24 protein-coding genes and 1 tRNA gene are annotated in these 20,793 nt (G+C 63.9%); 9 read left to right on the top strand and 16 right to left on the bottom strand.

Annotation, left to right across the window (positions count from 1 at the left end; translation table 11 throughout):
- Positions 1-116 precede the first annotated feature (116 nt).
- The 5 genes from CK215_RS16150 to CK215_RS16130 all read left to right on the top strand — a co-directional run bounded on the left by CK215_RS16150 (position 117) and on the right by CK215_RS16130 (position 4,983).
- Positions 117-680, top strand: coding sequence for a polysaccharide biosynthesis/export family protein (locus CK215_RS16150; protein ID WP_067000804.1), 564 nt, complete (start codon positions 117-119; stop codon positions 678-680).
- Between the two features lie 8 nt (positions 681-688).
- Positions 689-1,819: a glycosyltransferase gene (locus CK215_RS16145; protein ID WP_095831484.1), complete on the top strand. Its 1,131-nt coding sequence runs from the start codon at positions 689-691 to the stop codon at positions 1,817-1,819.
- A 139-nt stretch (positions 1,820-1,958) separates the two neighbouring features.
- The gene (locus CK215_RS16140; RefSeq protein WP_095831483.1) at positions 1,959-3,491 is read left to right on the top strand and encodes an undecaprenyl-phosphate glucose phosphotransferase; all 1,533 of its coding nucleotides are present in this window, start codon (positions 1,959-1,961) and stop codon (positions 3,489-3,491) included.
- Between the two features lie 113 nt (positions 3,492-3,604).
- On the top strand, positions 3,605-4,852 hold the full coding sequence (locus tag CK215_RS16135) for an O-antigen ligase family protein (RefSeq protein ID WP_095831524.1): 1,248 nt from the start codon (positions 3,605-3,607) through the stop codon (positions 4,850-4,852).
- A gap of 54 nt (positions 4,853-4,906) precedes the next feature.
- Positions 4,907-4,983 (top strand) — tRNA-Pro (locus tag CK215_RS16130).
- A 45-nt stretch (positions 4,984-5,028) separates the two neighbouring features.
- Here the strand turns inward: CK215_RS16130 and CK215_RS16125 are convergent.
- On the bottom strand, positions 5,029-5,487 hold the full coding sequence (locus tag CK215_RS16125; protein ID WP_095831523.1) for a YbaK/EbsC family protein: 459 nt from the start codon (positions 5,485-5,487) through the stop codon (positions 5,029-5,031).
- Positions 5,488-5,663: 176 nt separating this feature from the next.
- Complete coding sequence (locus CK215_RS16120; RefSeq protein WP_067330074.1) at positions 5,664-5,930, bottom strand: helix-turn-helix transcriptional regulator; 267 nt, start codon at positions 5,928-5,930, stop codon at positions 5,664-5,666.
- Positions 5,931-6,235: 305 nt separating this feature from the next.
- On the opposite strand from CK215_RS16120, the gene CK215_RS16115 reads away from it, so the two are divergent.
- The 3 genes from CK215_RS16115 (at position 6,236) to CK215_RS16105 (ending at position 7,925) form a co-directional block, all read left to right on the top strand.
- A complete protein-coding gene (locus CK215_RS16115; RefSeq protein WP_067000792.1) occupies positions 6,236-6,835 on the top strand; it encodes a hypothetical protein in 600 nt (199 codons plus the stop codon).
- A 228-nt stretch (positions 6,836-7,063) separates the two neighbouring features.
- Positions 7,064-7,258, top strand: a complete 195-nt coding sequence (locus tag CK215_RS30780; RefSeq protein WP_127246941.1) for a hypothetical protein — start codon at positions 7,064-7,066, stop codon at positions 7,256-7,258.
- 406 nt (positions 7,259-7,664) lie between these two features.
- Entirely contained in the window at positions 7,665-7,925 is a 261-nt protein-coding gene (locus tag CK215_RS16105; protein ID WP_067000787.1) for a hypothetical protein, read from the top strand.
- Positions 7,926-8,030: 105 nt separating this feature from the next.
- Here CK215_RS16105 and CK215_RS16100 read toward each other — a convergent pair whose 3' ends face one another.
- From CK215_RS16100 to CK215_RS16070, 7 genes are all read right to left on the bottom strand, one after another.
- Positions 8,031-8,333 carry a DUF883 family protein gene (locus CK215_RS16100; RefSeq protein WP_095831482.1) on the bottom strand — a complete coding sequence of 101 codons (303 nt, stop codon included), beginning with the start codon at positions 8,331-8,333 and terminating at the stop codon, positions 8,031-8,033.
- 105 nt (positions 8,334-8,438) lie between these two features.
- Positions 8,439-8,978, bottom strand: a complete 540-nt coding sequence (locus CK215_RS16095; protein ID WP_095831481.1) for a MerR family transcriptional regulator — start codon at positions 8,976-8,978, stop codon at positions 8,439-8,441.
- 125 nt (positions 8,979-9,103) lie between these two features.
- Positions 9,104-9,427, bottom strand: coding sequence for an integration host factor subunit alpha (locus tag CK215_RS16090; RefSeq protein WP_067000778.1), 324 nt, complete (start codon positions 9,425-9,427; stop codon positions 9,104-9,106).
- Positions 9,428-9,529: 102 nt separating this feature from the next.
- Positions 9,530-10,501, bottom strand: coding sequence for a beta-ketoacyl-ACP synthase III (locus CK215_RS16085; protein ID WP_067000775.1), 972 nt, complete (start codon positions 10,499-10,501; stop codon positions 9,530-9,532).
- Positions 10,502-10,510: 9 nt separating this feature from the next.
- Positions 10,511-11,581 (bottom strand): phosphate acyltransferase PlsX, encoded by a 1,071-nt coding sequence (gene plsX / locus CK215_RS16080; RefSeq protein WP_067000757.1) that lies wholly within the window; start codon positions 11,579-11,581, stop codon positions 10,511-10,513.
- A 130-nt stretch (positions 11,582-11,711) separates the two neighbouring features.
- Positions 11,712-12,260 carry a DUF177 domain-containing protein gene (locus CK215_RS16075; RefSeq protein ID WP_095831480.1) on the bottom strand — a complete coding sequence of 183 codons (549 nt, stop codon included), beginning with the start codon at positions 12,258-12,260 and terminating at the stop codon, positions 11,712-11,714.
- Between the two features lie 11 nt (positions 12,261-12,271).
- Complete coding sequence (locus CK215_RS16070) at positions 12,272-12,814, bottom strand: ubiquinol-cytochrome C chaperone family protein (protein WP_095831479.1); 543 nt, start codon at positions 12,812-12,814, stop codon at positions 12,272-12,274.
- A 117-nt stretch (positions 12,815-12,931) separates the two neighbouring features.
- Between CK215_RS16070 and CK215_RS16065 the strand changes: the two genes are divergently transcribed.
- Positions 12,932-13,447 carry an outer membrane protein assembly factor BamE gene (locus tag CK215_RS16065; RefSeq protein ID WP_067000750.1) on the top strand — a complete coding sequence of 172 codons (516 nt, stop codon included), beginning with the start codon at positions 12,932-12,934 and terminating at the stop codon, positions 13,445-13,447.
- 141 nt (positions 13,448-13,588) lie between these two features.
- Here the strand turns inward: CK215_RS16065 and CK215_RS16060 are convergent, their stop codons facing one another.
- The 7 genes from CK215_RS16060 to nrdR all read right to left on the bottom strand — a co-directional run bounded on the left by CK215_RS16060 (position 13,589) and on the right by nrdR (position 20,744).
- Positions 13,589-15,730, bottom strand: coding sequence for a sodium-translocating pyrophosphatase (locus CK215_RS16060; protein WP_095783254.1), 2,142 nt, complete (start codon positions 15,728-15,730; stop codon positions 13,589-13,591).
- A gap of 235 nt (positions 15,731-15,965) precedes the next feature.
- The gene (locus tag CK215_RS16055; RefSeq protein WP_067000744.1) at positions 15,966-17,186 is read right to left on the bottom strand and encodes an MFS transporter; all 1,221 of its coding nucleotides are present in this window, start codon (positions 17,184-17,186) and stop codon (positions 15,966-15,968) included.
- Entirely contained in the window at positions 17,183-17,677 is a 495-nt protein-coding gene (gene nusB / locus CK215_RS16050; RefSeq protein ID WP_095783252.1) for a transcription antitermination factor NusB, read from the bottom strand. Before nusB ends, CK215_RS16055 begins: the two co-directional genes overlap by 4 nt.
- Positions 17,674-18,168 (bottom strand): 6,7-dimethyl-8-ribityllumazine synthase, encoded by a 495-nt coding sequence (gene ribH / locus CK215_RS16045; protein WP_067000738.1) that lies wholly within the window; start codon positions 18,166-18,168, stop codon positions 17,674-17,676. The genes nusB and ribH overlap by 4 nt, the downstream gene beginning before the upstream one ends.
- A 287-nt stretch (positions 18,169-18,455) precedes the next feature.
- Positions 18,456-19,073 carry a riboflavin synthase gene (locus CK215_RS16040; protein ID WP_095778642.1) on the bottom strand — a complete coding sequence of 206 codons (618 nt, stop codon included), beginning with the start codon at positions 19,071-19,073 and terminating at the stop codon, positions 18,456-18,458.
- Between the two features lie 61 nt (positions 19,074-19,134).
- Positions 19,135-20,262, bottom strand: a complete 1,128-nt coding sequence (ribD, locus tag CK215_RS16035; RefSeq protein WP_170950315.1) for a bifunctional diaminohydroxyphosphoribosylaminopyrimidine deaminase/5-amino-6-(5-phosphoribosylamino)uracil reductase RibD — start codon at positions 20,260-20,262, stop codon at positions 19,135-19,137.
- A gap of 2 nt (positions 20,263-20,264) precedes the next feature.
- Positions 20,265-20,744, bottom strand: coding sequence for a transcriptional regulator NrdR (gene nrdR / locus CK215_RS16030; protein ID WP_059184872.1), 480 nt, complete (start codon positions 20,742-20,744; stop codon positions 20,265-20,267).
- Positions 20,745-20,793 lie beyond the last annotated feature (49 nt).

Genomic DNA, 20,793 nt, shown 5'->3' with positions numbered 1-20,793 from the left:
ATGAGTCTAAGGCCCATCCTTTACCGACCATTAACCCTAACAGGATGATAACGGGCGCACTTCCTGGGGTTGGCCGCCTCACCGGTGGCGAGAGCGACGAAGGTTCGTGTCCGATCATGAAAAGCACTGCTCATCTCTTTCGCGCCATGCTCGCCTTGTCGCTGCTTACCGGCTGTTCCAGCTACCGGCCGGCGCCCGCCGCCTTTCATGAAGTGCTCGACCAGCCATACAGACTCGGCGCCGGCGACCGCATCCGCGTCACGGTGTTCGAGCAGGACGGGCTGACCAACACCTACAGCGTCGACCAGTCCGGCTACATCTCCTTCCCGCTCGTCGGCGCCGTGCCGGCGCGCGGCCACACCGCCCAGCAGCTCGAGAAGGAAATCGCCGATAAATTGCGCCAGGGATATCTGCGCGATCCCGACGTCTCGGTCGAGATCGACCGCTACCGGCCGATCTTCGTCATGGGCGAAGTCGGTGCCGCAGGGCAATATTCCTATGTGCCCGGATTGACAGTGCAGAAGGCGATCGCGATCGCCGGCGGCTTCACACCGCGCGCCAACCAGGAAAGCGTCGACATCACCCGCGACATCAACGGCAAGGTGATGACCGGCAGGGTGCAGACATCCGATCCACTCCTGCCCGGCGACACCGTCTACGTCCGCGAACGCCTGTTCTGAAAATCAACGTGGCGGCTCACCTTCGGATCGTCCACTGCTTCCGCTCACCTGTCGGGGGAATCTTCCGGCATGTGCGCGACCTGACCGAGGCGCAGGTCGCCGCCGGCCATTCCGTGGGTATCGTCTGCGATTCGACCACGGGCGGCGACTATGAGGAGCGGCTGTTCGGAGCGATGAAGGAGCGCCTGGCGCTCGGCATCCATCGCACGCCCATGCAGCGCCATATCGGACCGGGCGACATCGCCGCGGCCTGGCGCACCTATCAAATCATCAAGGAATTGCGGCCGGACGTGCTGCACGGGCATGGCGCCAAGGGTGGCGCCTATGCCCGTCTGTTCGGCTCACTGTTGCGGGTTTCAAGGTCTCGCGTGGCCCGCCTTTATTCGCCGCATGGCGGCTCGCTGCACTATGACGAAACGACGGCCACCGGAAGGCTGTTCTTCGCGCTGGAGCGTTTCATGGCCCGCTTCAGCGACTGCCTTCTGTTCGTTTCCGATTATGAGCGGACAACCTATCGACGGAAGGTCGGCGAGCCGCCCATCCCCAACAGGCTGGTCTATAACGGCCTGCGGGCCGTCGAGTTCGAACCGGTGGCGCCGGCGGCCGATGCGGCCGATCTCATATACATCGGCATGATGCGCGATCTCAAAGGCCCGGACATCTTCATCGACGCGCTGGCGCGGGCCGGCAGGGCGCTCGGCCGCCGGTTAAGCGCGGTGATGGTCGGCGCCGGCGACGACCTGCCACGCTACCACGCTCAGGTGGAGCGACTAGGACTTAAGGGCCATGTCCGCTTCCTGCCGCCGATGCCGGCCAGAGAAGCCTTCGCCCTGGCCGAGTTGATCGTCGTCCCGTCCCGCGCGGAAGCAATGCCCTATATCGTGCTCGAGGCGCTGGCAGCCGGCATGCCGATGATTGCCACCGCCGTGGGCGGCATTCCCGAGATCTTCGGCGAAGACTCCCCTGCCCTGATCCGGCCCGATGCCCGCCAGCTCGCCGACAGGCTCAGAACGGCTCTCGACGATCGCGGCACCTACCGCAAGCTGATGCCGCAGAACCCCGAGTTGAAGGCGCGATTCGGGGCCGACGTGATGGCGGCCGAGATCGAGAAGGCTTACTTCGCGGCGCTAAAGCTTTAGAATTTACTAATCCAGCAATACGCGCGAAAAAGCCACCAGTCGTCGCAAGCAACAATACGCATTCAAAGCCACCTGTTGTTTCAAGGCTTTCTTAGCTCTCTTTTGCTATTCACTCGCGCGAAGCTCGCGGACAATCCCCATGAACGAGATCGACCCCGCGCACCGCTTTTCGATGGAGGCGGTGCGCAAATTCGACGGCCCGGCCGAAGGTCAAGTGCCCGGTATCAATGACGTGGCGCGACAGGTCGCCTCGCAGTACCGGCGCGATACGATGTCGCCGATCATGGTCAGCGGCGTGCTGCGCATGGTCGAATTCGCCGTGCTCTTCGTGTCAGGCATGTGCCTCTATTTCTACTATGTCGGGTTCTTCAACTATCTCGCCTGGCAATATCCGCTGACGATCGCGGCAGCCTCGTTCCTGGCGGTGGTGCTGCTTGACGTCAGCGACAGCTACCAGATCGCGGCGCTGATGCGCCCCCTCGCCAATTTCGGCCGCGTGCTCCTCGTCTGGGCCGGCACCTTCGCGCTGATGGCTCTCACGGCCTTCGCCATGAAGGCCTCGGAGGACTATTCGCGCCTCCTGTTCGGCAGCTGGTTCGTGGTCGGCTTCGTGCTGATCTTCGGGCTCAGACTGGTGATGTCCAGGCTGATCAGGCGCTGGGCGCGCGACGGGCGCATGGAGCGCCGCGCGCTCATCGTTGGTGGCGGCAAGTCGGCCGAAATGCTGATCCGCTCGGTCGAGAAGCAGCCCTATAACGATATTCGCATCTGCGGCATCTTCGACGATCGCGGTGACAAGCGCTCGCCGCCGATCGTCGCCGGCTACCCGAAGCTCGGCACCATTTCCGAGCTGATCGAGTTCGCCCGCATCGCCCGCATCGACATGCTGATCGTGTCGCTGCCGCTGACGGCCGAATCGCGCGTGCTGCAGCTTTTGAAGAAGCTCTGGGTTCTGCCGGTCGACATCCGGCTCTCGGCGCATTCCAACGCGCTGCAGTTCCGCCCGCGCGCCTATTCCTACATCGGCTCGGTGCCGATGCTCGACATCTTCGACAAGCCGATCAACGACTGGGACTCGGTCGCCAAGCGTAGCTTCGACATCATCTTCTCGCTTGTCGGCATCATCGTCTTCTCGCCGGTGATGCTCGCCACCGCGATCGCCATCAAGCTCGACAGCAAGGGGCCGGTGCTGTTCAAGCAGAAGCGCCACGGCTTCAACAACGAGGTCATCGAGGTCTACAAGTTCCGGTCGATGTATACCGACAGGTCGGACCCGACCGCCAAGCAGACGGTCACCAAGAACGACCCGCGCGTCACCCGCGTCGGCCGCTTCATCCGCAAGACCTCGATCGACGAGCTGCCGCAGTTCTTCAACTCGCTGTTCGGCTCGCTGTCGCTGGTCGGGCCGCGCCCGCATGCGATCGCCGCCCAATCGCACAACCTGCTCTACAACGAGGTGGTCGACGGCTATTTCGCCCGCCACAAGGTCAAGCCCGGCGTCACCGGCTGGGCGCAGATCAACGGCTGGCGCGGCGAGATGGACACCAATGAAAAGATCCGCATGCGCACCGAATACGATCTCTACTACATCGAGAACTGGTCGATGCTGTTCGACCTGCGCATCCTGTTCCTGACACCCGTGCGCCTGCTCAATACGGAAAACGCCTATTGAGCGCGCTCGCGCAGGAGTTGCCAGCGGACGCGGTCAACCAGTTGCCGCCTCAAGCGGTCAACCAGTTGCCGCCTCAAGCGGTCAACCAGTTGCCGCCGCAGGCGGTCAAGCAGTTGTCGCCGCAGGCGGTCAACGCCAAGCTGATCGCGCTGATCTCGTCGGCCGCTATCGTCGTCGGCATCCTGCTTTCCGGCTTCGTCATCAGCGAGCCGGCGCCTTACGAACTCTACATGGCCGGGCTGATCGCCGTCTGGGCGCTGTTTCGCCTCAGAATATCGCGAGCGATATTGCCGCTGCTCGTGCTGTTGGTGGCGATGAACATCGGCGGCATGATCGCAATGACGCAGATGGCGGAACTTGCCAACACACCGCTCTATCTGGCGGTCTCGCTGTTTCTCGCCTTCAGCGCGGTCTTCTTCGCCTCGGTGACATCGGTCCAGCCTGACCTCTACCGGCTGATCTTCATCGCCTATGTGGTCTCGGCTGTGGCGACCTCGCTGCTCGGCATCGCCGGCTACTTCCATACCTTTCCGGGCGCGGAGATGTTCACCAAATACGACCGCGCCGCCGGCGCCTTTCAGGACCCGAACGTGTTCGGTCCGTTCCTGGTGCTGCCCGGCACCTACCTGCTCTATCTGCTCTTGACCGGCCCAGTATCGCGCATGCCGCTTCTGGCGGTGCCGCTATTGATCATCACCGCCGGCATCTTCTTCTCCTTCTCTCGCGGCGCCTGGGGCATGTTCGCGGTGTCGGCGGTGCTGCTCACCGCATGCCTCTTCCTGCAGAGCGCCAGCGGCATGTTCCGCCTGCGGGTCGTGGTGATGACGATCGCCGCGCTCGCGCTGCTGATCATCGCCATCCTCGTCATCCTGCAACTGCCCGGCGTGTCGGACATGTTCACCCAGCGCGCGCATCTCGAGCAAAGCTACGATACCGCGCGCCTCGGCCGCTTCGCACGCTATACGATCGGCTTCCAGCTGGCACTGGAACACCCGTTCGGCATCGGCCCGCTGGTCTTCGGCACGATCTACGGCGAGGACACGCACGACATCTGGCTGAAGGCGCTGATGGACTATGGCTGGCTGGGCTTCGTCTCGTTCCTGACGCTGACCCTGTGGACGATCTGCGCCGGCTTCCGCATCCTCCTTCGCGCTCGTCCCTGGCAGCCCTATCTGCTTTGCGCCTATGTCGCCTATCTCGGCAATATCGGGCTCGGCACCTTCATCGACATCGATCACTGGCGCCATCTCTATCTGCTGCTCGGGCTGATCTGGGGCGCGATCGCGCTGGAATACCGGCACCAAAAGGAATTGCGGTTGGCGCGCGCCATCCCTGCTGCGGCACAGTCATCGGCGAAATAGCCGCCGAATTCGGTTGACCCGCACGGGGTTCTCACGATACATCGCCACCCGGTCCGGAGTGTAGCGCAGCCCGGTAGCGCACTTGACTGGGGGTCAAGGGGTCGTCGGTTCGAATCCGGCCACTCCGACCATTTTTCAAGCCTGAGACTTGCCCCCCAGAAGTCCCCTCCAATCTCCTACTGGCACACGTCGACCCATTTGGCGTCTACAAGTTCGGCCATCCGCTGCGGCGCAATCCGCACGGCGGCATTCGTCGCGCCGGCGGCGGGGACGACCTCGTCGAAGGCTTTGAGCGTCACATCGCAAAAGACCGGCAGCGGCGCCGGCAGACCGAAGGGACAGACGCCGCCCGGCGGGTGGCTGGTCGCGGCAAGCACCTGTTCGCCGTCGAGCATGCGCGGCTTGCCGCCGAGCGTGTCCTTGCATTTGCGGTTGTCGAGCCTGGCAGTGCCGCTGGTCACGACCAGCATGGTCTCCTCGCCGACGCGCAGGCAGATGGTCTTGGCGATCTGCGCCGGCAGCACGCCATGGGCGTCGGCCGCCAGTGCCACGGTCGCCGAGCTCGCTTCGGTGACCAGCACCTCGATGTCGGGAGCATGTTCGGCAAAGAAGGCGCGGACCGATTCCAAGCTCATGAGCGAAACCTCAATCAGGCATGTTGGCAACTCGATGCCGCCGAATCGTGGCAGCGGCCGGGATTGCCGCATGGCGCGCTGGCAGTTGGCAAGGGCCGGGGGACCATCTGTGGAAGGCGCAAAAAGCCCGCCAGGGCGGGCCATGGCGGGCTTTTTTCGCGGACGCTTCGGCGTCTCTATTGCTGTGTGGGCCGATTCTCTTCGGTCGGCATCATGATCAATTCCTCTTCCGGCACTTGCAGCGCGGAAGCGATACGCCTGAGCTTGGCGGGGTCGGCATCCTTGCCGTCCTCGATGTCGACGATCTCGCCCACGGCCAGGCCGCAGGTCAAGGAAAGCTCCTCAATCGTATATCCCCTCGTTTCGCGGACGGCTTTCAGCGGATTGAGGCCGGACGCGGCAATGATGTTGTTGGAAACAGCGTTTCTTGCGGTGTTGGGCATGGCAACTCCTTGGGATGAAACAACACAGATGAAATGTGGCGTTGCCTGAGACGGGCGGGAGAATGGCCGTTAACGGATGATTTGCCAAGAGGCCGTTTTGGCCGTCACGCCATCGTGACCGTGGTTCATCGGCTGGGAGCCGAGGCCGCAGGCCACCGACATGTAAGGTGGCGCGAGGCCCAATCAAGATCTTTTGAAGCGCCGAAGGCCGCACCCGCCGGCATTTTGCCCACTCCGATTCGTTAGCTCTCCGTCGCTTGCCGGAAGGCGGGCGACGCCAGCCCCTTTGAAGAGGATCGGAATCCATGAAACTGAAGCTATTCGCTATCGTACTCGGCATGATTTCAGGCTTTGCGGGCGCCGCTCAGGCGGACACCGTGCGCTTGCGCGGCACGGTGGTCGACCTCGCCGGTACGACGCTGACGGTGAAAGCCCGCGACGGCAAGACCGAAACGATCACCCTTTCCCCCGACTGGATGATCTCCGGTGTCGCCAAGGCGTCGGCCGCCGATATCAAACAGGGCGATTTCCTCGGCATCGCATCGGTGTCCAAGGCCGACGGCGGCAGCGGCGCGCTGGAAGTAGTGATCTTCCCGGCGGCGTTAAAGGGAACCGGAGAAGGCGACCGCGATTGGGATTTGCAGCCCAACAGCCGAATGACCAACGGCACTGTCGCCGACGTGACCGAGGTCAACGGCAGGACCGTGACGCTGACCTACAGCAATGGCCAGAAGAAAGAGATCGCCATCCCGCAATCGACGCCGATCGTGAAATTCGCGCCCGCTGCGCCTGCGGATCTCAAGCCAGGCATGACCGTGTTCGTCAGCGCCGAGCGCGGCAGCGGCGGCAAGCTCGTTTCGCGCCGGGTGGTGGTCGGCAATCATGGCGTGGCTCCGCCGATGTGAGGCGCGCAGCTGACGCATCAGGCTCGAAAAGCATGATGTCGAGCCGTCCATGCGCGCCCGCAAGAGCGCGCGGCGCGATCGTGGTTCGCCAGAAACAATCCAGAAACAAAAATCTACAGTCCGGAAAAAGTGTCGAAAAAATCGAGGAGGATAGTGCCGATCGCGGGGCTTGGGTCACCGATTTGGTCCGGTGAACTCCGGAACGCCCGCGTAAAAGGAAACGAAATCATGAAGAAGTCCCTCCTCTCCGCGCTCGGGCTGGCTCTGGCCCTGGCATTCACCATGCCGATCCTCGGCACGACCAGCGCCGATGCGGCCCCGGTGGTAAAGCACCACCATCACAAGCATCATCGCCGGCACCATCATCATCATCACCACCACCATCATCACCACCATAAGAAGGTGGTTGAGAAGAAGGCCTGATCCTTCCCACCTGCCGATGGGAAGACAGGCCTTCATTGTATTGGTCGCGCAAGTCTTCCCATCGGAATTTTTCGCTTCGTGGGACAAGCCTCTCCTTTGAGCACCCGCTGTCCCCTGATGAGCGCGCAGCCGGGTTCGATCGCTTTTCAAGCGGTCCCGACCTCTTGCCGCATCAAGTCGCCACTGCCCAACGAGCGCTTAGCGCTGCTGGCAGATCCGGCACCTACGGTAATCCCTGAACCCTGACACCTTCACAGCAATGCTCGCCAGGCGACAAAAATCGCGCGGGCCATGAACCTTTCCATTGGAGGCCGCACCAAGCGGTCATGGACGCCACTAAGGCGTTCCTCAACCCGACCGGGACGCCAGAAAGCGCTCCCAGCAACCAATGGAAGGAAATGCTCAAATGACCAACTTCAAGCGTATCTCGCTCGCCGCCGCCTTCGTCGTCTCGGCTTTCGGCTCGGTTTCCGCGCCGGCCTTTGCCGGCACGCATCCGACCGGCGACGGCGGCGCGGTCTGCAAAGGCTCCGGCTCCTGTCTGGTGCTGCAGCTCGATTGTAAGGGCACCTACACCGACGCCACCGATAAGAACGGCACCGTCTACGGCAAGTGCAGCCAGGTCATGAAGGTCGATCCTAAGAGCCGGATCAAGCTCGCGAACTGATCGAAGCCGGAGCCCACTCCATCCCGATTTCATCCGGTTGGGCTCTCGTGCTGACGGAATGGCGGCCGGCGCGAACGGTCGCCATTTCTGTTTCGCAGCCCGGGGTCAGCGCCGGCTGATCAGAAGGCCGGCAAGCAGGCCGACCACGACCAGTCCGACGGCGGCCACGGTGGCCGGATGCTCGCGCGCGGTGTGCTCGAGCGCCCTGCCCCGGCGCCTGATTGCCGGCAGCGCCTCGTGAAAGCGGTCGGCGAGGTGCGAATAATAATCGGACGCCGCCTCGCGGCCGTCCTCGTAATAGGTGTCGCCCCGTTTTGCCAAGGCTTTCCTGACATCGTCAAGTTGACGCGAGAGCGCCGCGACCTGCCTGTCCAGATCGAGATCGGAAAGGGTCGAAAACCACGCCATGCCTGATGTCCTTCTCTTGCAGAGAAGGGCTAACGCATGGATGCCACAGCAGTTCCGGCTGTCAGGGACGCCGGCCGTCCAAGCTGCGGGAGCGGCAACCGAAGCTCAACGCACCTGGTCGAGCAGGCGCTTGCACTCCAGAAGGTCGAAGAGCGCCTCCTGCAGCAAGGCCCGGTTGTCGCGCGACAATTTCGAGGAGTCCGGCTGCACGGGACCTTCGTCGTCTCCCTTGCCAAGGCCGAAGAAACGGCGGCTGGGCTTCACCTTGGGCTGACCGACGAGCGCATCCTCGTCGCCGCGCGGCTGGGCAGCCGCGGTCAGCGGCACTTGCTCAACCTGGCGGCGTTGCGCGATCGCCTCGACGGCTGCCATGTCGCCATTGCCGATCGCGACCAGGAAATGGTTGCCGTTCTCGCGCAACAGCTTCTGCACGCCTTTGATCGTATAGCCCTGATCATAAAGCATGTGCCGGATGCCCTTGATCAGTTCGACATCCTGCGGCCGGTAGTAACGGCGGCCGCCACCACGCTTCATCGGCTTGATCTGGTTGAAACGGGTTTCCCAGAAACGCAGCACGTGCTGCGGCAGGTCGAGATCTTCCGCAACCTCGCTGATGGTGCGGAAAGCATCGGGGCTCTTGTCCATGGGCGAATCCTCACGCTGGACCGCAATCCGGAGTTGATCCGAATCGCACCTTATTTCAGCGGTTTATGAAGCGATATTCAAGCCCGGCGTCAAAGGGGCCGCGGTTTTCAACCGGCATTCGAGGGTTACTTGACGCCCTTGGCCTTGCTGTTCTGGTGCGAACGCAAGATGCGGTTCTTCAGCACGTTCGAGGATTTGAAGGTCATCACGCGGCGCGGCAGGATCGGCACTTCTTCGCCGGTTTTGGGATTGCGGCCGATGCGCTCATTCTTGGAGCGGACATGGAAAGTCGCGAAGGAAGACAGCTTCACCGTCTCGCCGCGAACGATGGCTTCGCAAATCTCATCCAGGACGGCCTCGACCAACTCGGCCGATTCAGTTCGCGACAAACCAACCTTGCGGTAAACGGCTTCGGCTAGGTCGGCACGCGTCAGTGTCTTTCCCCCCATGCGACCGTCCCATCAGCTCAAAAACATAAATCGATACAGGCAGCGGCAGAGCCTAAGTAATTGATCCGGCAAGGTCAAGGACCGAACCCCCGCGTTCGGCACTTACCAGCGCAGCAACACCGCGCCCCAGGTAAAACCCCCGCCCATCGCCTCGAGCAGAACAAGGTCGCCCTTCTTGATGCGGCCGTCGGCGACGGCCACCGACAAAGCGAGCGGCACGGAGGCAGCCGAGGTATTACCGTGCAAATCGACGGTGACCACGACTTTCTCTTCGGCTATCCCGAGCTTCTTGGCGGAAGCGTCAATGATCCGTTTATTGGCCTGATGCGGCACGAACCAGTCGAGGTCTTCCGCCGTGATGCCGGCCTCGGCGAAAGTGGCCTCGATAACGTCGGTGATCATGCCGACCGCGTGCTTGAACACCTCGCGGCCTTCCATCTTGAGATGGCCGACCGTTCCCGTGGTGGACGGGCCGCCGTCGACGAAGAGTTTTTCCTTGTGGACGCCATCCGAACGCAGGCTGGCGGCCAGCACGCCGCGATCGGCGATGTTGCCAGCCCCTTTCGCCGCTTCGAGCACCACGGCGCCGGCGCCATCGCCAAACAGCACGCAGGTCGAGCGGTCGCTCCAGTCGAGGATGCGCGAGAAGGTTTCGGAGCCGATCACCAGGACGCGTTTTGCCAGCCCGCCGCGGATATAGAGATCGGCGGTGGCGACCGCATAGACGAAGCCGGAACACACGGCCTGCATGTCGAAGGCGAAGCCGTGATGCATGCCGAGGCGGTTCTGGATTTCGACAGCCGTCGCCGGGAACGTGTTATTGGGCGTCGAGGTCGCCAGCACGATCAGGTCGATATCGGCTGGCGTCAGGCCGGCGCTGTCGAGCGCGGCGCGCGCCGCCGCCTCGCCCAGCGAGGCCGTCGTCTCGTCATCGGCCGCGACGTGGCGCTGGCGAATGCCGGTGCGCTGGACGATCCACTCGTCGGAGGTCTCGACCATGCCTTCGAAATCGGCATTCTTCATGATGCGGCGGGGCAGCGCGGCACCGTTGCCGCGCACAACTGATCTGATCAAGGTTCGTTCCTATTCCTCGGCCTCGACGGCGACGCCGGATTTCCTGTTTGCCTGGGCAGTCGGATTGCGCGCATGGAACAGATCGAGATCGGCCTCGATCCGGTCAAGCAGATTGTTGCGCACCATGTCGTAGCCGAGCTCGATCGCCGCGGCAAAGCCATCCGAATCGGCACCGCCATGGCTCTTCACCACAATGCCGTTCAGGCCCAGAAAGACGCCGCCATTGGAGCGGCCGACATCCATCTTTTCGCGCAGCCGGTCGAAGGCACCTTTGGCAAACACGTAGCCGATCCTGGCCATCAGCGTGCGGCTCATGGCGGCCCGCAAATAGCCCGCGATCTGCCTTGCCGTGCCCTCGGCGGTCTTGAGCGCGATGTTGCCGGCAAAGCCCTCGGTGACGACCACGTCGACCGTTCCCTTGCCGATGTCGTCGCCCTCGACGAAGCCGCGATAGTTCATCGAGGCCATGTTGGCCTCGCGCAGCATGCGCCCGGCCTCCTTGACCTCCTCCTGGCCCTTGATCTCCTCGACGCCGACATTGAGCAGGCCGACGCTCGGCCGCTCGATACCGAACACCGAGCGCGCCATTCCGGTGCCCAAGATGGCGAAATCGACGAGCTGATGCGCATCCGCACCGATGGTGGCGCCGACATCGAGCACCACGCTCTCGCCGCGCGTCGTCGGCCAAAGCGCCGCGATCGCCGGGCGGTCGATGGTGGCCATGGTGCGCAGGCAGAATTTCGACATCGCCATCAACGCGCCGGTGTTGCCGGCCGAGATGCAGGCCTGCGCGGCGCCGTTCTTCACCGCCTCGACCGCTTTCCACATCGACGATTTCCAGCGGCCGTGGCGCAGCGCCTGGCTCGGCTTGTCGTCCATCCTGACAGCGATCTCGCAATGGACGAACTCGCTCACCTCGGCGAGCTTGGGAAACTTGGCCAGTTCGGGACGCACGGCGTCCTCGCGGCCATAGATGACGAAACGGATGTCAGGGCGGCGGATGGCGACCGTCATCAGCGCGGGGATGACGACGCCTGGTCCGTGATCCCCGCCCATGGCATCGATGGAAATCCTGATCACGCGGTGTTTTTCTCACGGTTTGCCTGGCTAGCGGCGGGCGCCTGCCGAGGTAAGGGGGCTCGCGAAGGTTCGGCGAAAATAGCGGTTTTGGGCTGCCGCACAACCAACTTTTCCAAAATCCAGGCCGCCTTCAGGATTTTCCGAGCAGCGAGCGCAGCTTTTTCTGGAATTCGCTTTCCTCGGGCTGATCGTCACCCGCGCCCTCGAGCGAGGCGCCGGGCTTGCGCGGATAAGGGTCGATCGCCAGGCCGAAAAACTGCTCGGCGAGCGCTCCGACATCGATGGTGTCGCCGGAAAAAGTTTCCGGGCTGTCGGGTCCGTCGGCGTCGAGGACGATCTCGCCGCCGCCGTCGAAGCCTTCGCTTCCGAGTTTCGACTGCTCCGGCAAGAACAGCGCCTCGACGGGCTCGTCGATGTGAGCCGCGACCGGATCGAGTGTGACGATGCAGGCCTGGGTGATGTCGGCTTCGACGCGGCCGCTGACCTTGACGCCGTTGCGTTTCCAGGACGCCACCAAGAGCTCGGCGCGGTAGCTTTCGACGGAAAGCAGGTCATGTTCGGCGGCAAGCGCAGTGCGCTGCCTTTCGTCGGCCTCGATCGCAACCGGCAAACCCTTTTGCGGCAGGCGGGCGACATTGGCGACAAAGGATACGGGGCTCTGCGGTTCGGCGTGCTTCATTCTCGCCTCCTTCAGGTGGCTCCGGCGACCGGGAACGCGACGGCGCCGGCCATGATCGATTCGGTCGGCTGAGCGGCAAGCTGCCCGGTCGCCGCGCCAACGTAATTCGCCAGCAGCGACGCCTCAGGCCATTCGCCGGCATCGGGCCTGACATTGCGGGCGAGCGCCGCGGCAAGCGCCGCGCCGTCGTCGTCCCGCAAGGCTTCGTCGTAGGCCGCAGTGCGGCCATAGAACATCTTTGCCAGCTTCTTCATGCGCTTCGGCACGCCGACATCGCTGATGCCGAGTTCCCTCAGCGAATGGTCGACATCGAGGAAGAACTCGTCGATCAGCACCTGAGCGATCTCGGCCGCGGCTCCGCCCTCGCCGCGCAGCCGGTGCTGGATCAGGTACATATGGAGCGACAGCATCTCGAAGCGGCCGAGCGGCGTATCCGGCACATTCCAGTCGGAATAAAACACCGTTTGCCGCGCCGCCGCCACGATTTGTGCGTAGAGCGCCTCGGTGATGGCGCGGTTGGCGTGACGTTCGCGACCAAAAAGGCGCTGGAACATTGAGGGTGGTCTCCCGGGGACCTTTTGTTTGATTTGGCCTTGTTGCATCGGCATGCAAGCTGGTTTACCGGTTTTGCGGCCCAGCGCAAGCTGCGGGGATGTGATGGAGAATTGTTGTTGGGTGCGCTGAAATTCAAGTCGTTTTTCATGCCTGTGCGGGCGGGCGTGGCCACTCTGCTGGTGGCGGTATCCGCGCTTTCCGCCTGCAATTCGTCCAAGATGTTCGGTGATCTGCGTCCGAGCGAGACGCTGACGAAAGGCTACGTCATCGACCAGGCGGCGATCGACTCGGTGCCGGTCGGATCGAGTCGCGAGCAGGTTCTTCTTGCGCTGGGCACGCCGTCGACGACGGCCACCTTCGACAACGAGGCGTTCTATTACATCTCGCAGACGCGCAAGCGCTACGTCGCCTTCGACAACCCGCGCATCGTCGACCAGCACGTGCTGGCGGTCTATTTCGGCGCCGACGGCCGCGTCACCCAGATCGCCAATTACGGCCTGAAGGACGGCAAGGTCTTCGACTTCATCTCGAGGACGACGCCGACGGGCGGCAAGGACCAGAACTTCCTCAGCCAGATCATCAACGGCGCCAGCAAGCTAGCGCCCGGCATCCCGGGCGGCGGCACGCCCTGAGTTCGCTGTCAGCGACGTCCACGGACCAAGACCCGCCGAATCCGCTTCGGCGGGTTATTTGTTTCGCCGAAACGGCCTGGCCTAAACAAAACCCGCGGGATCGCTCCCGCGGGCTCACTTGGTGCGGAAAGAACGCTTAGCTCAGCCGTGCGCGAGCACGGCCAGGAGCAGCAGCGCCACGATATTGGTGATCTTGATCGCCGGATTGACCGCCGGGCCGGCGGTGTCCTTGTAGGGATCGCCGACAGTGTCGCCGGTGACCGAGGCCTTATGCGCCTCGGAGCCCTTCAGGTGCTTGACGCCATTCTTGTCGGTAAAGCCGTCCTCGAACGACTTTTTGGCGTTGTCCCAGGCGCCGCCGCCGGAGGTCATCGAGACGGCGACGAAGAGGCCGTTGACGATGACGCCGAGCAGCGAGGCGCCAAGGGCCGCGAAGGCCGAGGCCTTCGAGCCCGAGATCAGGAGCACGCCGAAATAGACGACGAGCGGCGCCAGCACGGGCAGCAGCGACGGGATGATCATTTCCCGGATTGCTGCCCGGGTCAGCAGGTCGACGGCGCGCGCGTAGTTCGGTTTCGAGGTTCCGGCCATAATGCCTTTATCCTCGCGGAACTGCTTGCGCACTTCCTCGACGATCGAGCCCGCCGCGCGGCCGACGGCGGTCATGGCGATGCCGCCGAACAGATACGGAATGAGGCCGCCAAAGATCAGGCCGGCAACGACATACGGGTTGGAAAGGTCGAAGGAGATCTCGCCCATGCCCTGGAAGTATGGGTACTTGTCGCCATTGGCGGCAAAGAACCTGAGGTCGTTCGAATAGGCCGCGAACAACACCAGCGCGCCGAGGCCGGCGGAGCCGATGGCATAGCCTTTGGTCACGGCCTTGGTGGTGTTGCCGACCGCGTCGAGCGCGTCGGTGGAGTGGCGCACTTCCTTGGGCAGGCCCGACATTTCGGCGATGCCGCCGGCATTGTCGGTGACCGGGCCGAAGGCGTCGAGCGCCACGATCATGCCGGCGAGCCCGAGCATGGTGGTGACGGCGATTGCCGTTCCGAACAGGCCGCCAAGCTGGTAGGTGGCGATGATCCCGCCGACGATGACGATGGCCGGCAGCGCCGTCGATTCCAAGGAGACCGCGAGGCCCTGGATGACGTTGGTGCCGTGGCCGGTCACCGAGGCCTGGGCGATCGAATTCACCGGGCGCTTGTTGGTGCCGGTGTAGTATTCGGTGATCACCACGATGAGGCCGGTCACCAGAAGACCGATCAGGCCGCAGATGAACAGGTTCTTGCCGGTGATGGCGATGCCGGCAACGGTGCCGACCTCTCCCCAACCGAGCGTCGCCGAAGTGGCGACGGCCAGGCCGACGATCGACAGCAGGCCGGTGACGATCAGGCCCTTGTAGAGGGCGCCCATGATCGAGCCGTTGGAGCCTAGCTTGACGAAGAAGGTGCCGACGATCGACGTCAGGATGCAGGCGCCGCAAATGGCGAGCGGATAGAGCATGGCGGCGCCCAGCACCGCCGTGCCGCCGAAGAAGATTGCGGCCAGAACCATGGTGGCGACGACCGTCACCGCATAGGTCTCGAACAGGTCGGCGGCCATGCCGGCGCAGTCGCCGACATTGTCGCCGACATTGTCGGCGATGGTGGCCGGGTTGCGCGGATCGTCTTCCGGAATGCCGGCTTCCACCTTGCCGACGAGGTCGCCGCCGACGTCGGCGCCCTTGGTGAAGATGCCGCCGCCGAGACGGGCGAAGATCGAGATCAGCGAGGCGCCGAAGCCGAGCGAGACCAGCGCGTCGATGACGACGCGGTCGTTCGGCTGCAGGCCCATCGGGCCGGTCAGGATGAGGTAGTAGATGGAGACGCCGAGCAGCGCCAGGCCCGCCACCAGCAGGCCGGTAATGGCGCCCGACTTGAAGGCGATGTCGAGGCCGGCGGCGAGGCTGTTGGAAGCGGCCTGCGCGGTGCGGACATTGGCGCGCACCGAGACATGCATGCCTATGAAGCCGGCAGCGCCCGAAAGCACGGCGCCGATCAGGAAGCCGATCGCGGAGGTGATGGAGAGCAGCCACCAGGCGAGAAGAAGCACGACGATGCCGACGACGGCGATGGTGGTGTACTGGCGCGCCAGATAGGCTTGAGCACCTTCGCGAATGGCGGCGGAGATTTCCTGCATGCGCTGGTTGCCCTGATCGGACGCCAGGACCGATCGTGTCGCCCAGATGGCGTACAGGACTGACAGCAAGCCGCAGGCGATGACGGCGGTAATGATGGTCATTGCCGAATTTTCCTCGATTGATGGCCCAGAAGAACCCCTCCCTGGGCCGTTGGGACGGAGATGAACGCCGCACGCGGAATCCACCCCTTGGCTAAGGTGTATGCGAAACAGGGCTGGGAACGTCAAGATATTGTTCGGTTTTTGCCCGGCTTTCGCCGGAAAGACGAACGCCGCGACTCACCGGCAGGGGCCGCCGTGCATTTAGATCGATTGCGCGCCGGCAAACGGCGCAATGTCAGTTGGCGCGGCGCAAGCCCGGCAGCTTCAGCGTGCCGAGCGCCAGGAAGCAGAGCACAACGACCGGGAACACGATCCAGTTCAGCATGGTCCAGCCCCAGGCATTGTAGACCGCACCCGACATCAGCGAGGCGAAGGCGACGGAGCCGAACAGGACGAAGTCGTGGAAGCCCTGCACCTTGCCTTTTTCGGATGGATGGTAGCTCGCGGCGACCATGGCGGTCGCGCCGATGAAACCGAAATTCCAGCCGAGGCCGAGCAGGATCAGCGCGGTCCAGAACTGCCATAGCGCAAGGCCTGAGAGCGCCACCACTGCGCAGGCGATGAGCAGCACCAACCCAATAGCGACGATGCGCTCGGCGCCGAAGCGGTGGATCAGCGAACCGGTGAAGAAGCTCGGCCCGAACATCGCCATAACGTGCCAGGAGATGCCAAGCGTGGCATCGTCGGTCGAAAGACCGCAGCCGACCATGGCGAGCGGCGCGCCGGTCATGACGAAGCTCATCAGCGCATAGCTGCCTACGGCACAGAACAGCGCCGCGACGAAACGCGGTTGGGTGGCGATCTCGACCAGCGGACGTGCGTCGCTTGCGGCGGCTTCGGCGGCGCTGCTCGTCCGCCTGGACGTATGCAGGAAGGAAAGGATAATCGCGCCTATGGCGGCCAGCACCAGGATGGAGGCGAAGGATCCGGCAAACATCACCGGCGCCAGAAGGTCGCCGGTGTAGATGACGATCTGAGGCCCGAGGATGGCGGTGACGATGCCGCCAGCCAGCACGAAAGAAATGGCGCGCGCCTTGAATTGCGGCGGCGCGTTGTCGGCGGCGGCGAAGCGGAACTGCTGCACGAAGGCGCCGCCGACACCGATCACGCCCAGGCCAAAGGCGAACAGCCAGAAGCTCGCCTGAAAGAGCGCGAGCGTCGCGATCAGCCCGCCGAGGGCAGTGACGATGGTGCCGGTCATGAAGCCGCCGCGATGGCCGAGCCGGCGGATGATGGCGGCCGCCGGCAGGGCGCCGAGCGCAACGCCGAGGTTGAAGCCGGTGACCGGCGCCGTCGCCAGAGATTTGTCGGGGCCAAGCAGATATTGGCCGGCAAGCGCGCCGATCGAAATGGCGATCGGCGCGGCGGAACCGACGATCGCCTGCGCGGCCGCGAGGAGCACTGCCGTGCGGCGCGCTTCCCTGCCGGCGTCAGCGACGACTGCCGTGGCGGTCACGTTGCATCCTTGCCGCGACCCTCGCCACGTACCCGGCGCGAGACACGGTCGAGCAGGGCGTTGACCAGCTTAGGCTCGTCTTCCTCGTAGAAGGCCTTGGCGATGTCGACATATTCCGACACGATCACGGCCACGGGAACGTCCTCGCGCTTCATCAGCTCATAGACGCCGGCGCGCAGGATGGCGCGCAGCGTCGAGTCCAGCCGCGACAGCGGCCAGTCGTCGGTCAGCGCCTGGCGGATGATCGGATCGATGGTCTTCTGGTTCTCGACGACGCCGGTCAGGATGGCGCGGAACCACTGCGCGTCGGCCTCGCGATAGAGCGCGCCGTCGACTTCCTTGCCGAGGCGGAAGGCCTCGTATTCGGCGGTGATCTCGAAAACACCGCTGCCGGCCACGTCCATCTGGTAGAGCGCCTGGACGGCGGCAAGACGGGCGGCACCGCGCTTGTTGGCGTGGCGCGCCGCACCGGTCTGGGCAGGATCGCTCACGATTGGGCTCCGAATTTCTCTTTGAGCGCGATCATGGTCAGCGCCGCGCGGGCGGCAAAGCCGCCCTTGTCGCCTTCGGTGCGCTTGGCCCGCGTCCAGGCCTGCGCATCGTTTTCGGTGGTCAGGATGCCGTTGCCGATCGCGACCGCTTCCTGCACGGAAAGATCCATCAGCGCACGGCTCGATTCATTGGCGACGATGTCGAAATGATAGGTGTCGCCACGGATGATGGTGCCGAGCGCGACGAAGCCGTCATAGTGTACGCCGCCCTCGCCGGCACCGTCCAGCGCGAAGGTGATGACGGCCGGAATTTCGAGCGAGCCAGGAACAGTCACGACGTCATAAGTGGCGCCGGCCTCGTCCAGCGCGCTGGTCGCGCCTTCGAGCAGCGCGTCGGCGAGGTCGTCGTGGAAACGCGCCTCGACGATAAGCAGATGCGCCTTCGCCTGCGGACGAATGAACGCTTTGCCGTGTTGGGATATGCCTGCCATAAACGTCTCCGGGGGGTTGCCGGTGACTTAGGCCGAAGCCGGATCGATCGCAAGCACAAGATTGCCGCCCGACACAGGTCCAGCATCTCCCGACAGGCCAAGATCCCAAGCATCGCGATCTTCCGGGGCTTTCTTCAGCTAGCAGGCGAAGCCTCGAGGATCGAGATCGGTGCTCGAGGGTGCCGATCACCCCGCTCAAGCTTCAGTCCGAGAAGGGAAGCTGAGGCGCCGGCGCGACCTGGCACCTCAGCGATCCGCGCCGCCTCCCCGGAACCCCTCGGCTGCGCTCAAAGCCCCTGTTTCGCCGCCTCGGCTAAGCGCGCGGCATAACGGGCCATGGTATCGATCTCGATGTTGACGCGGTCGCCAGCCTGGCGCTCGCCCCAGGTAGTGACGCTCAGCGAGTGCTGGATCAGAAGCACATCGAAGCGCGTAGCTTCGACCTTGTTCACCGTAAGCGAGGTGCCGTCGAGCGCGACGGAGCCTTTCGGCGCGATGAACTTCGCCAGGTGACGCGGCGCCTCCAGCGTGAAGCGCACGGCATCGCCCTCTTCCTTGCGCTCGACGATTTCCGCCGTGCCGTCGACATGGCCGGAGACGATATGGCCACCGAGCTCGTCGCCGATCTTCAGCGCCCGTTCGAGATTGATCCTGGTGCCCGATTTCCAACCGGATGCAGTCGTCAGCCTGAGCGCCTCTTCCCAGGCTTCGACCTCAAACCAGCGCGCGTTCGAGCCGTTCTCGGGCAGCGCCGTCACGGTCAGGCAGACGCCGCCGCAGGAAATCGAAGCGCCGATCGCGATCGTTTCCGGGTCATAGGCCGTGTCGATGCGCAGGCCGACGCCTTCGCTGAGCGGCTTCACCGAAGCGACAGTGCCGACATCCGTAACGATTCCCGTAAACATCAGATCGTGTCTTCCAGTTTGACCATGCTCTTATCCGAAACCATTTTCCCACTTTTTGGGATCATGGTCTTACCCACTCGGCATAGCTGTCCTCGCCGAAGCGCATCTCACGCAATTTGCGGAAACCCGGCGGGATATGCGCAGCGTCGATCGGCGAGGTGATACCATCCTCGCCGATCGCCTCCGGTCCCTGGAACAGGACGATGCGGTCAACGAGGTCTTCCGCCAGGAAGGCCTCGGCCACCTTGGCGCCGCCCTCGACCAGTACGCTCGCCATGCCGAGCGCTGCAATGTCCTCGAGCAGTTCCGGCAGGGCTACTTCGCTCTCGTAGGTTTCAGTGCCGATGAAGTGCACGCCTGCGCGTTCGAGCGCAGCCCGCCGCTGCGGATCGGCCTCGGCGCACGCCGCGACATAGAGCGGTACACGATCGACCCCGGAAACAAGCTTCGACGACTCCGGCAGCCGGATCTGGCGATCGAGGATGATGCGAGCCGGGGAGCGGTTCTCCAACCCCGGTAGGCGCACGGTCAGCGCCGGGTCGTCCTCCAGCGCAGTGCCGATGCCGACCAGAATAGCGTCGGCCTCCGCGCGCATAAGATAGACTTCGCGCCTGGCGATCTCGCCCGTGATGGCGACCTGGCCGGCGCCTTTCCGGCCGATCTTGCCGTCGCTCGAAAGCGCAAGCTTCAGAGTCACTTCGGGACGTTTCTTCAAAGATCGAATCAGATAGCCGGCCATCTGCTCGGCGGCCTCTGTGGCGAGCACCTTCTCCACGACCTCGATGCCGGCGGCGCGCAGCATGGCGTAGCCCTTGCCGGAAACGCGCGGATCGGGATCGCTTGCCGCGCCGACGACGCGCGCAATGCCGGCATTGACCAGCGCGGTGGCGCAAGGCGGCGTGCGGCCGTGATGGGCGCAGGGCTCAAGCGTCACATAGGCGGTGGCGCCGCGGGCCAGTTCGCCGGCCTCGGCCAGCGCCTCGGTCTCGGCGTGCGGCCGGCCGCCGACAGCAGTGACGCCGCTACCGACGATCATCGGGCCGGCGCCGTCGTCGCGCACGATGATGGTGCCGACGGAAGGGTTGGTCGAAGTGCGGCCGGCATTGCGGCGCGACAGCCGGATGGCCGCCGCCATGAAACGGCTATCAAGGGCTGCTTGCTCGGCCTCGCCCAATTGAGCTTTCGCCATGATCAGCCGGCGTCCTCTTCGGTCTTTTCTTCGTCGCCCTTCAGTTCGCCCAGCAATTCATGGAAATCCTTGGCTTCACGGAAATTGCGATAGACCGAAGCGAAGCGGACATAGGCGACGTCGTCGAGCGATTTCAGCGCCTCCATGACGAGCCGACCGACCTCGCCGGAGGCCACTTCCGTCTCGCCGGAGCTTTCGAGCTGGCGCACGATACCGGTCACGGCGCGATCGATCCGCTCGGGATCGACATTGCGCTTGCGCACCGCGATCTCGACCGAGCGCAGCAGCTTGTCGCGGTCGAACGGCACCTTGCGGCCGGACTTCTTGATGACGACGAGATCGCGCAGCTGCACGCGCTCGAAGGTGGTGAAGCGGCCGCCGCAGTCCGGACAGACGCGGCGCCTGCGGATCGCCGCGCCATCCTCGGCGGGACGCGAATCCTTCACCTGCGTATCTTCGGACTGGCAATAGGGGCAGCGCATGGAGAGCCTTGGGTTTGCGATTCAGAGAATGATCCCGAAAAGTTGCAGA

Origin of the sequence: Mesorhizobium sp. WSM3864 (assembly GCF_002294955.1) — a bacterium.
Taxonomy (GTDB): Bacteria; Pseudomonadota; Alphaproteobacteria; order Rhizobiales; family Rhizobiaceae; genus Mesorhizobium.
Note: the sequence above shows the minus strand (reverse complement) of the source record. Positions and strands in the feature narration are given on the sequence as shown.

What these genes read in the sequence shown, in the direction of transcription:
- CK215_RS16075 (WP_095831480.1), bottom strand. Translation starts at nt 12,260, where the DNA reads ATGAAGCACGCCGAACCGCAGAGCCCCGTATCCTTTGTCGCCAATGTC.
- CK215_RS16140 (WP_095831483.1), top strand. Translation starts at nt 1,959, where the DNA reads ATGAACGAGATCGACCCCGCGCACCGCTTTTCGATGGAGGCGGTGCGC.
- CK215_RS16095 (WP_095831481.1), bottom strand. Translation starts at nt 8,978, where the DNA reads ATGGACAAGAGCCCCGATGCTTTCCGCACCATCAGCGAGGTTGCGGAA.
- CK215_RS16105 (WP_067000787.1), top strand. Translation starts at nt 7,665, where the DNA reads ATGACCAACTTCAAGCGTATCTCGCTCGCCGCCGCCTTCGTCGTCTCG.
- ribH (WP_067000738.1), bottom strand. Translation starts at nt 18,168, where the DNA reads ATGGCAGGCATATCCCAACACGGCAAAGCGTTCATTCGTCCGCAGGCG.
- CK215_RS16090 (WP_067000778.1), bottom strand. Translation starts at nt 9,427, where the DNA reads ATGGGGGGAAAGACACTGACGCGTGCCGACCTAGCCGAAGCCGTTTAC.
- CK215_RS16120 (WP_067330074.1), bottom strand. Translation starts at nt 5,930, where the DNA reads ATGCCCAACACCGCAAGAAACGCTGTTTCCAACAACATCATTGCCGCG.
- CK215_RS30780 (WP_127246941.1), top strand. Translation starts at nt 7,064, where the DNA reads ATGAAGAAGTCCCTCCTCTCCGCGCTCGGGCTGGCTCTGGCCCTGGCA.
- CK215_RS16150 (WP_067000804.1), top strand. Translation starts at nt 117, where the DNA reads ATGAAAAGCACTGCTCATCTCTTTCGCGCCATGCTCGCCTTGTCGCTG.
- ribD (WP_170950315.1), bottom strand. Translation starts at nt 20,262, where the DNA reads ATGGCGAAAGCTCAATTGGGCGAGGCCGAGCAAGCAGCCCTTGATAGC.
- CK215_RS16115 (WP_067000792.1), top strand. Translation starts at nt 6,236, where the DNA reads ATGAAACTGAAGCTATTCGCTATCGTACTCGGCATGATTTCAGGCTTT.
- CK215_RS16070 (WP_095831479.1), bottom strand. Translation starts at nt 12,814, where the DNA reads ATGTTCCAGCGCCTTTTTGGTCGCGAACGTCACGCCAACCGCGCCATC.
- CK215_RS16125 (WP_095831523.1), bottom strand. Translation starts at nt 5,487, where the DNA reads ATGAGCTTGGAATCGGTCCGCGCCTTCTTTGCCGAACATGCTCCCGAC.
- CK215_RS16040 (WP_095778642.1), bottom strand. Translation starts at nt 19,073, where the DNA reads ATGTTTACGGGAATCGTTACGGATGTCGGCACTGTCGCTTCGGTGAAG.
- CK215_RS16100 (WP_095831482.1), bottom strand. Translation starts at nt 8,333, where the DNA reads ATGGCGTGGTTTTCGACCCTTTCCGATCTCGATCTGGACAGGCAGGTC.
- nrdR (WP_059184872.1), bottom strand. Translation starts at nt 20,744, where the DNA reads ATGCGCTGCCCCTATTGCCAGTCCGAAGATACGCAGGTGAAGGATTCG.
- CK215_RS16060 (WP_095783254.1), bottom strand. Translation starts at nt 15,730, where the DNA reads ATGACCATCATTACCGCCGTCATCGCCTGCGGCTTGCTGTCAGTCCTG.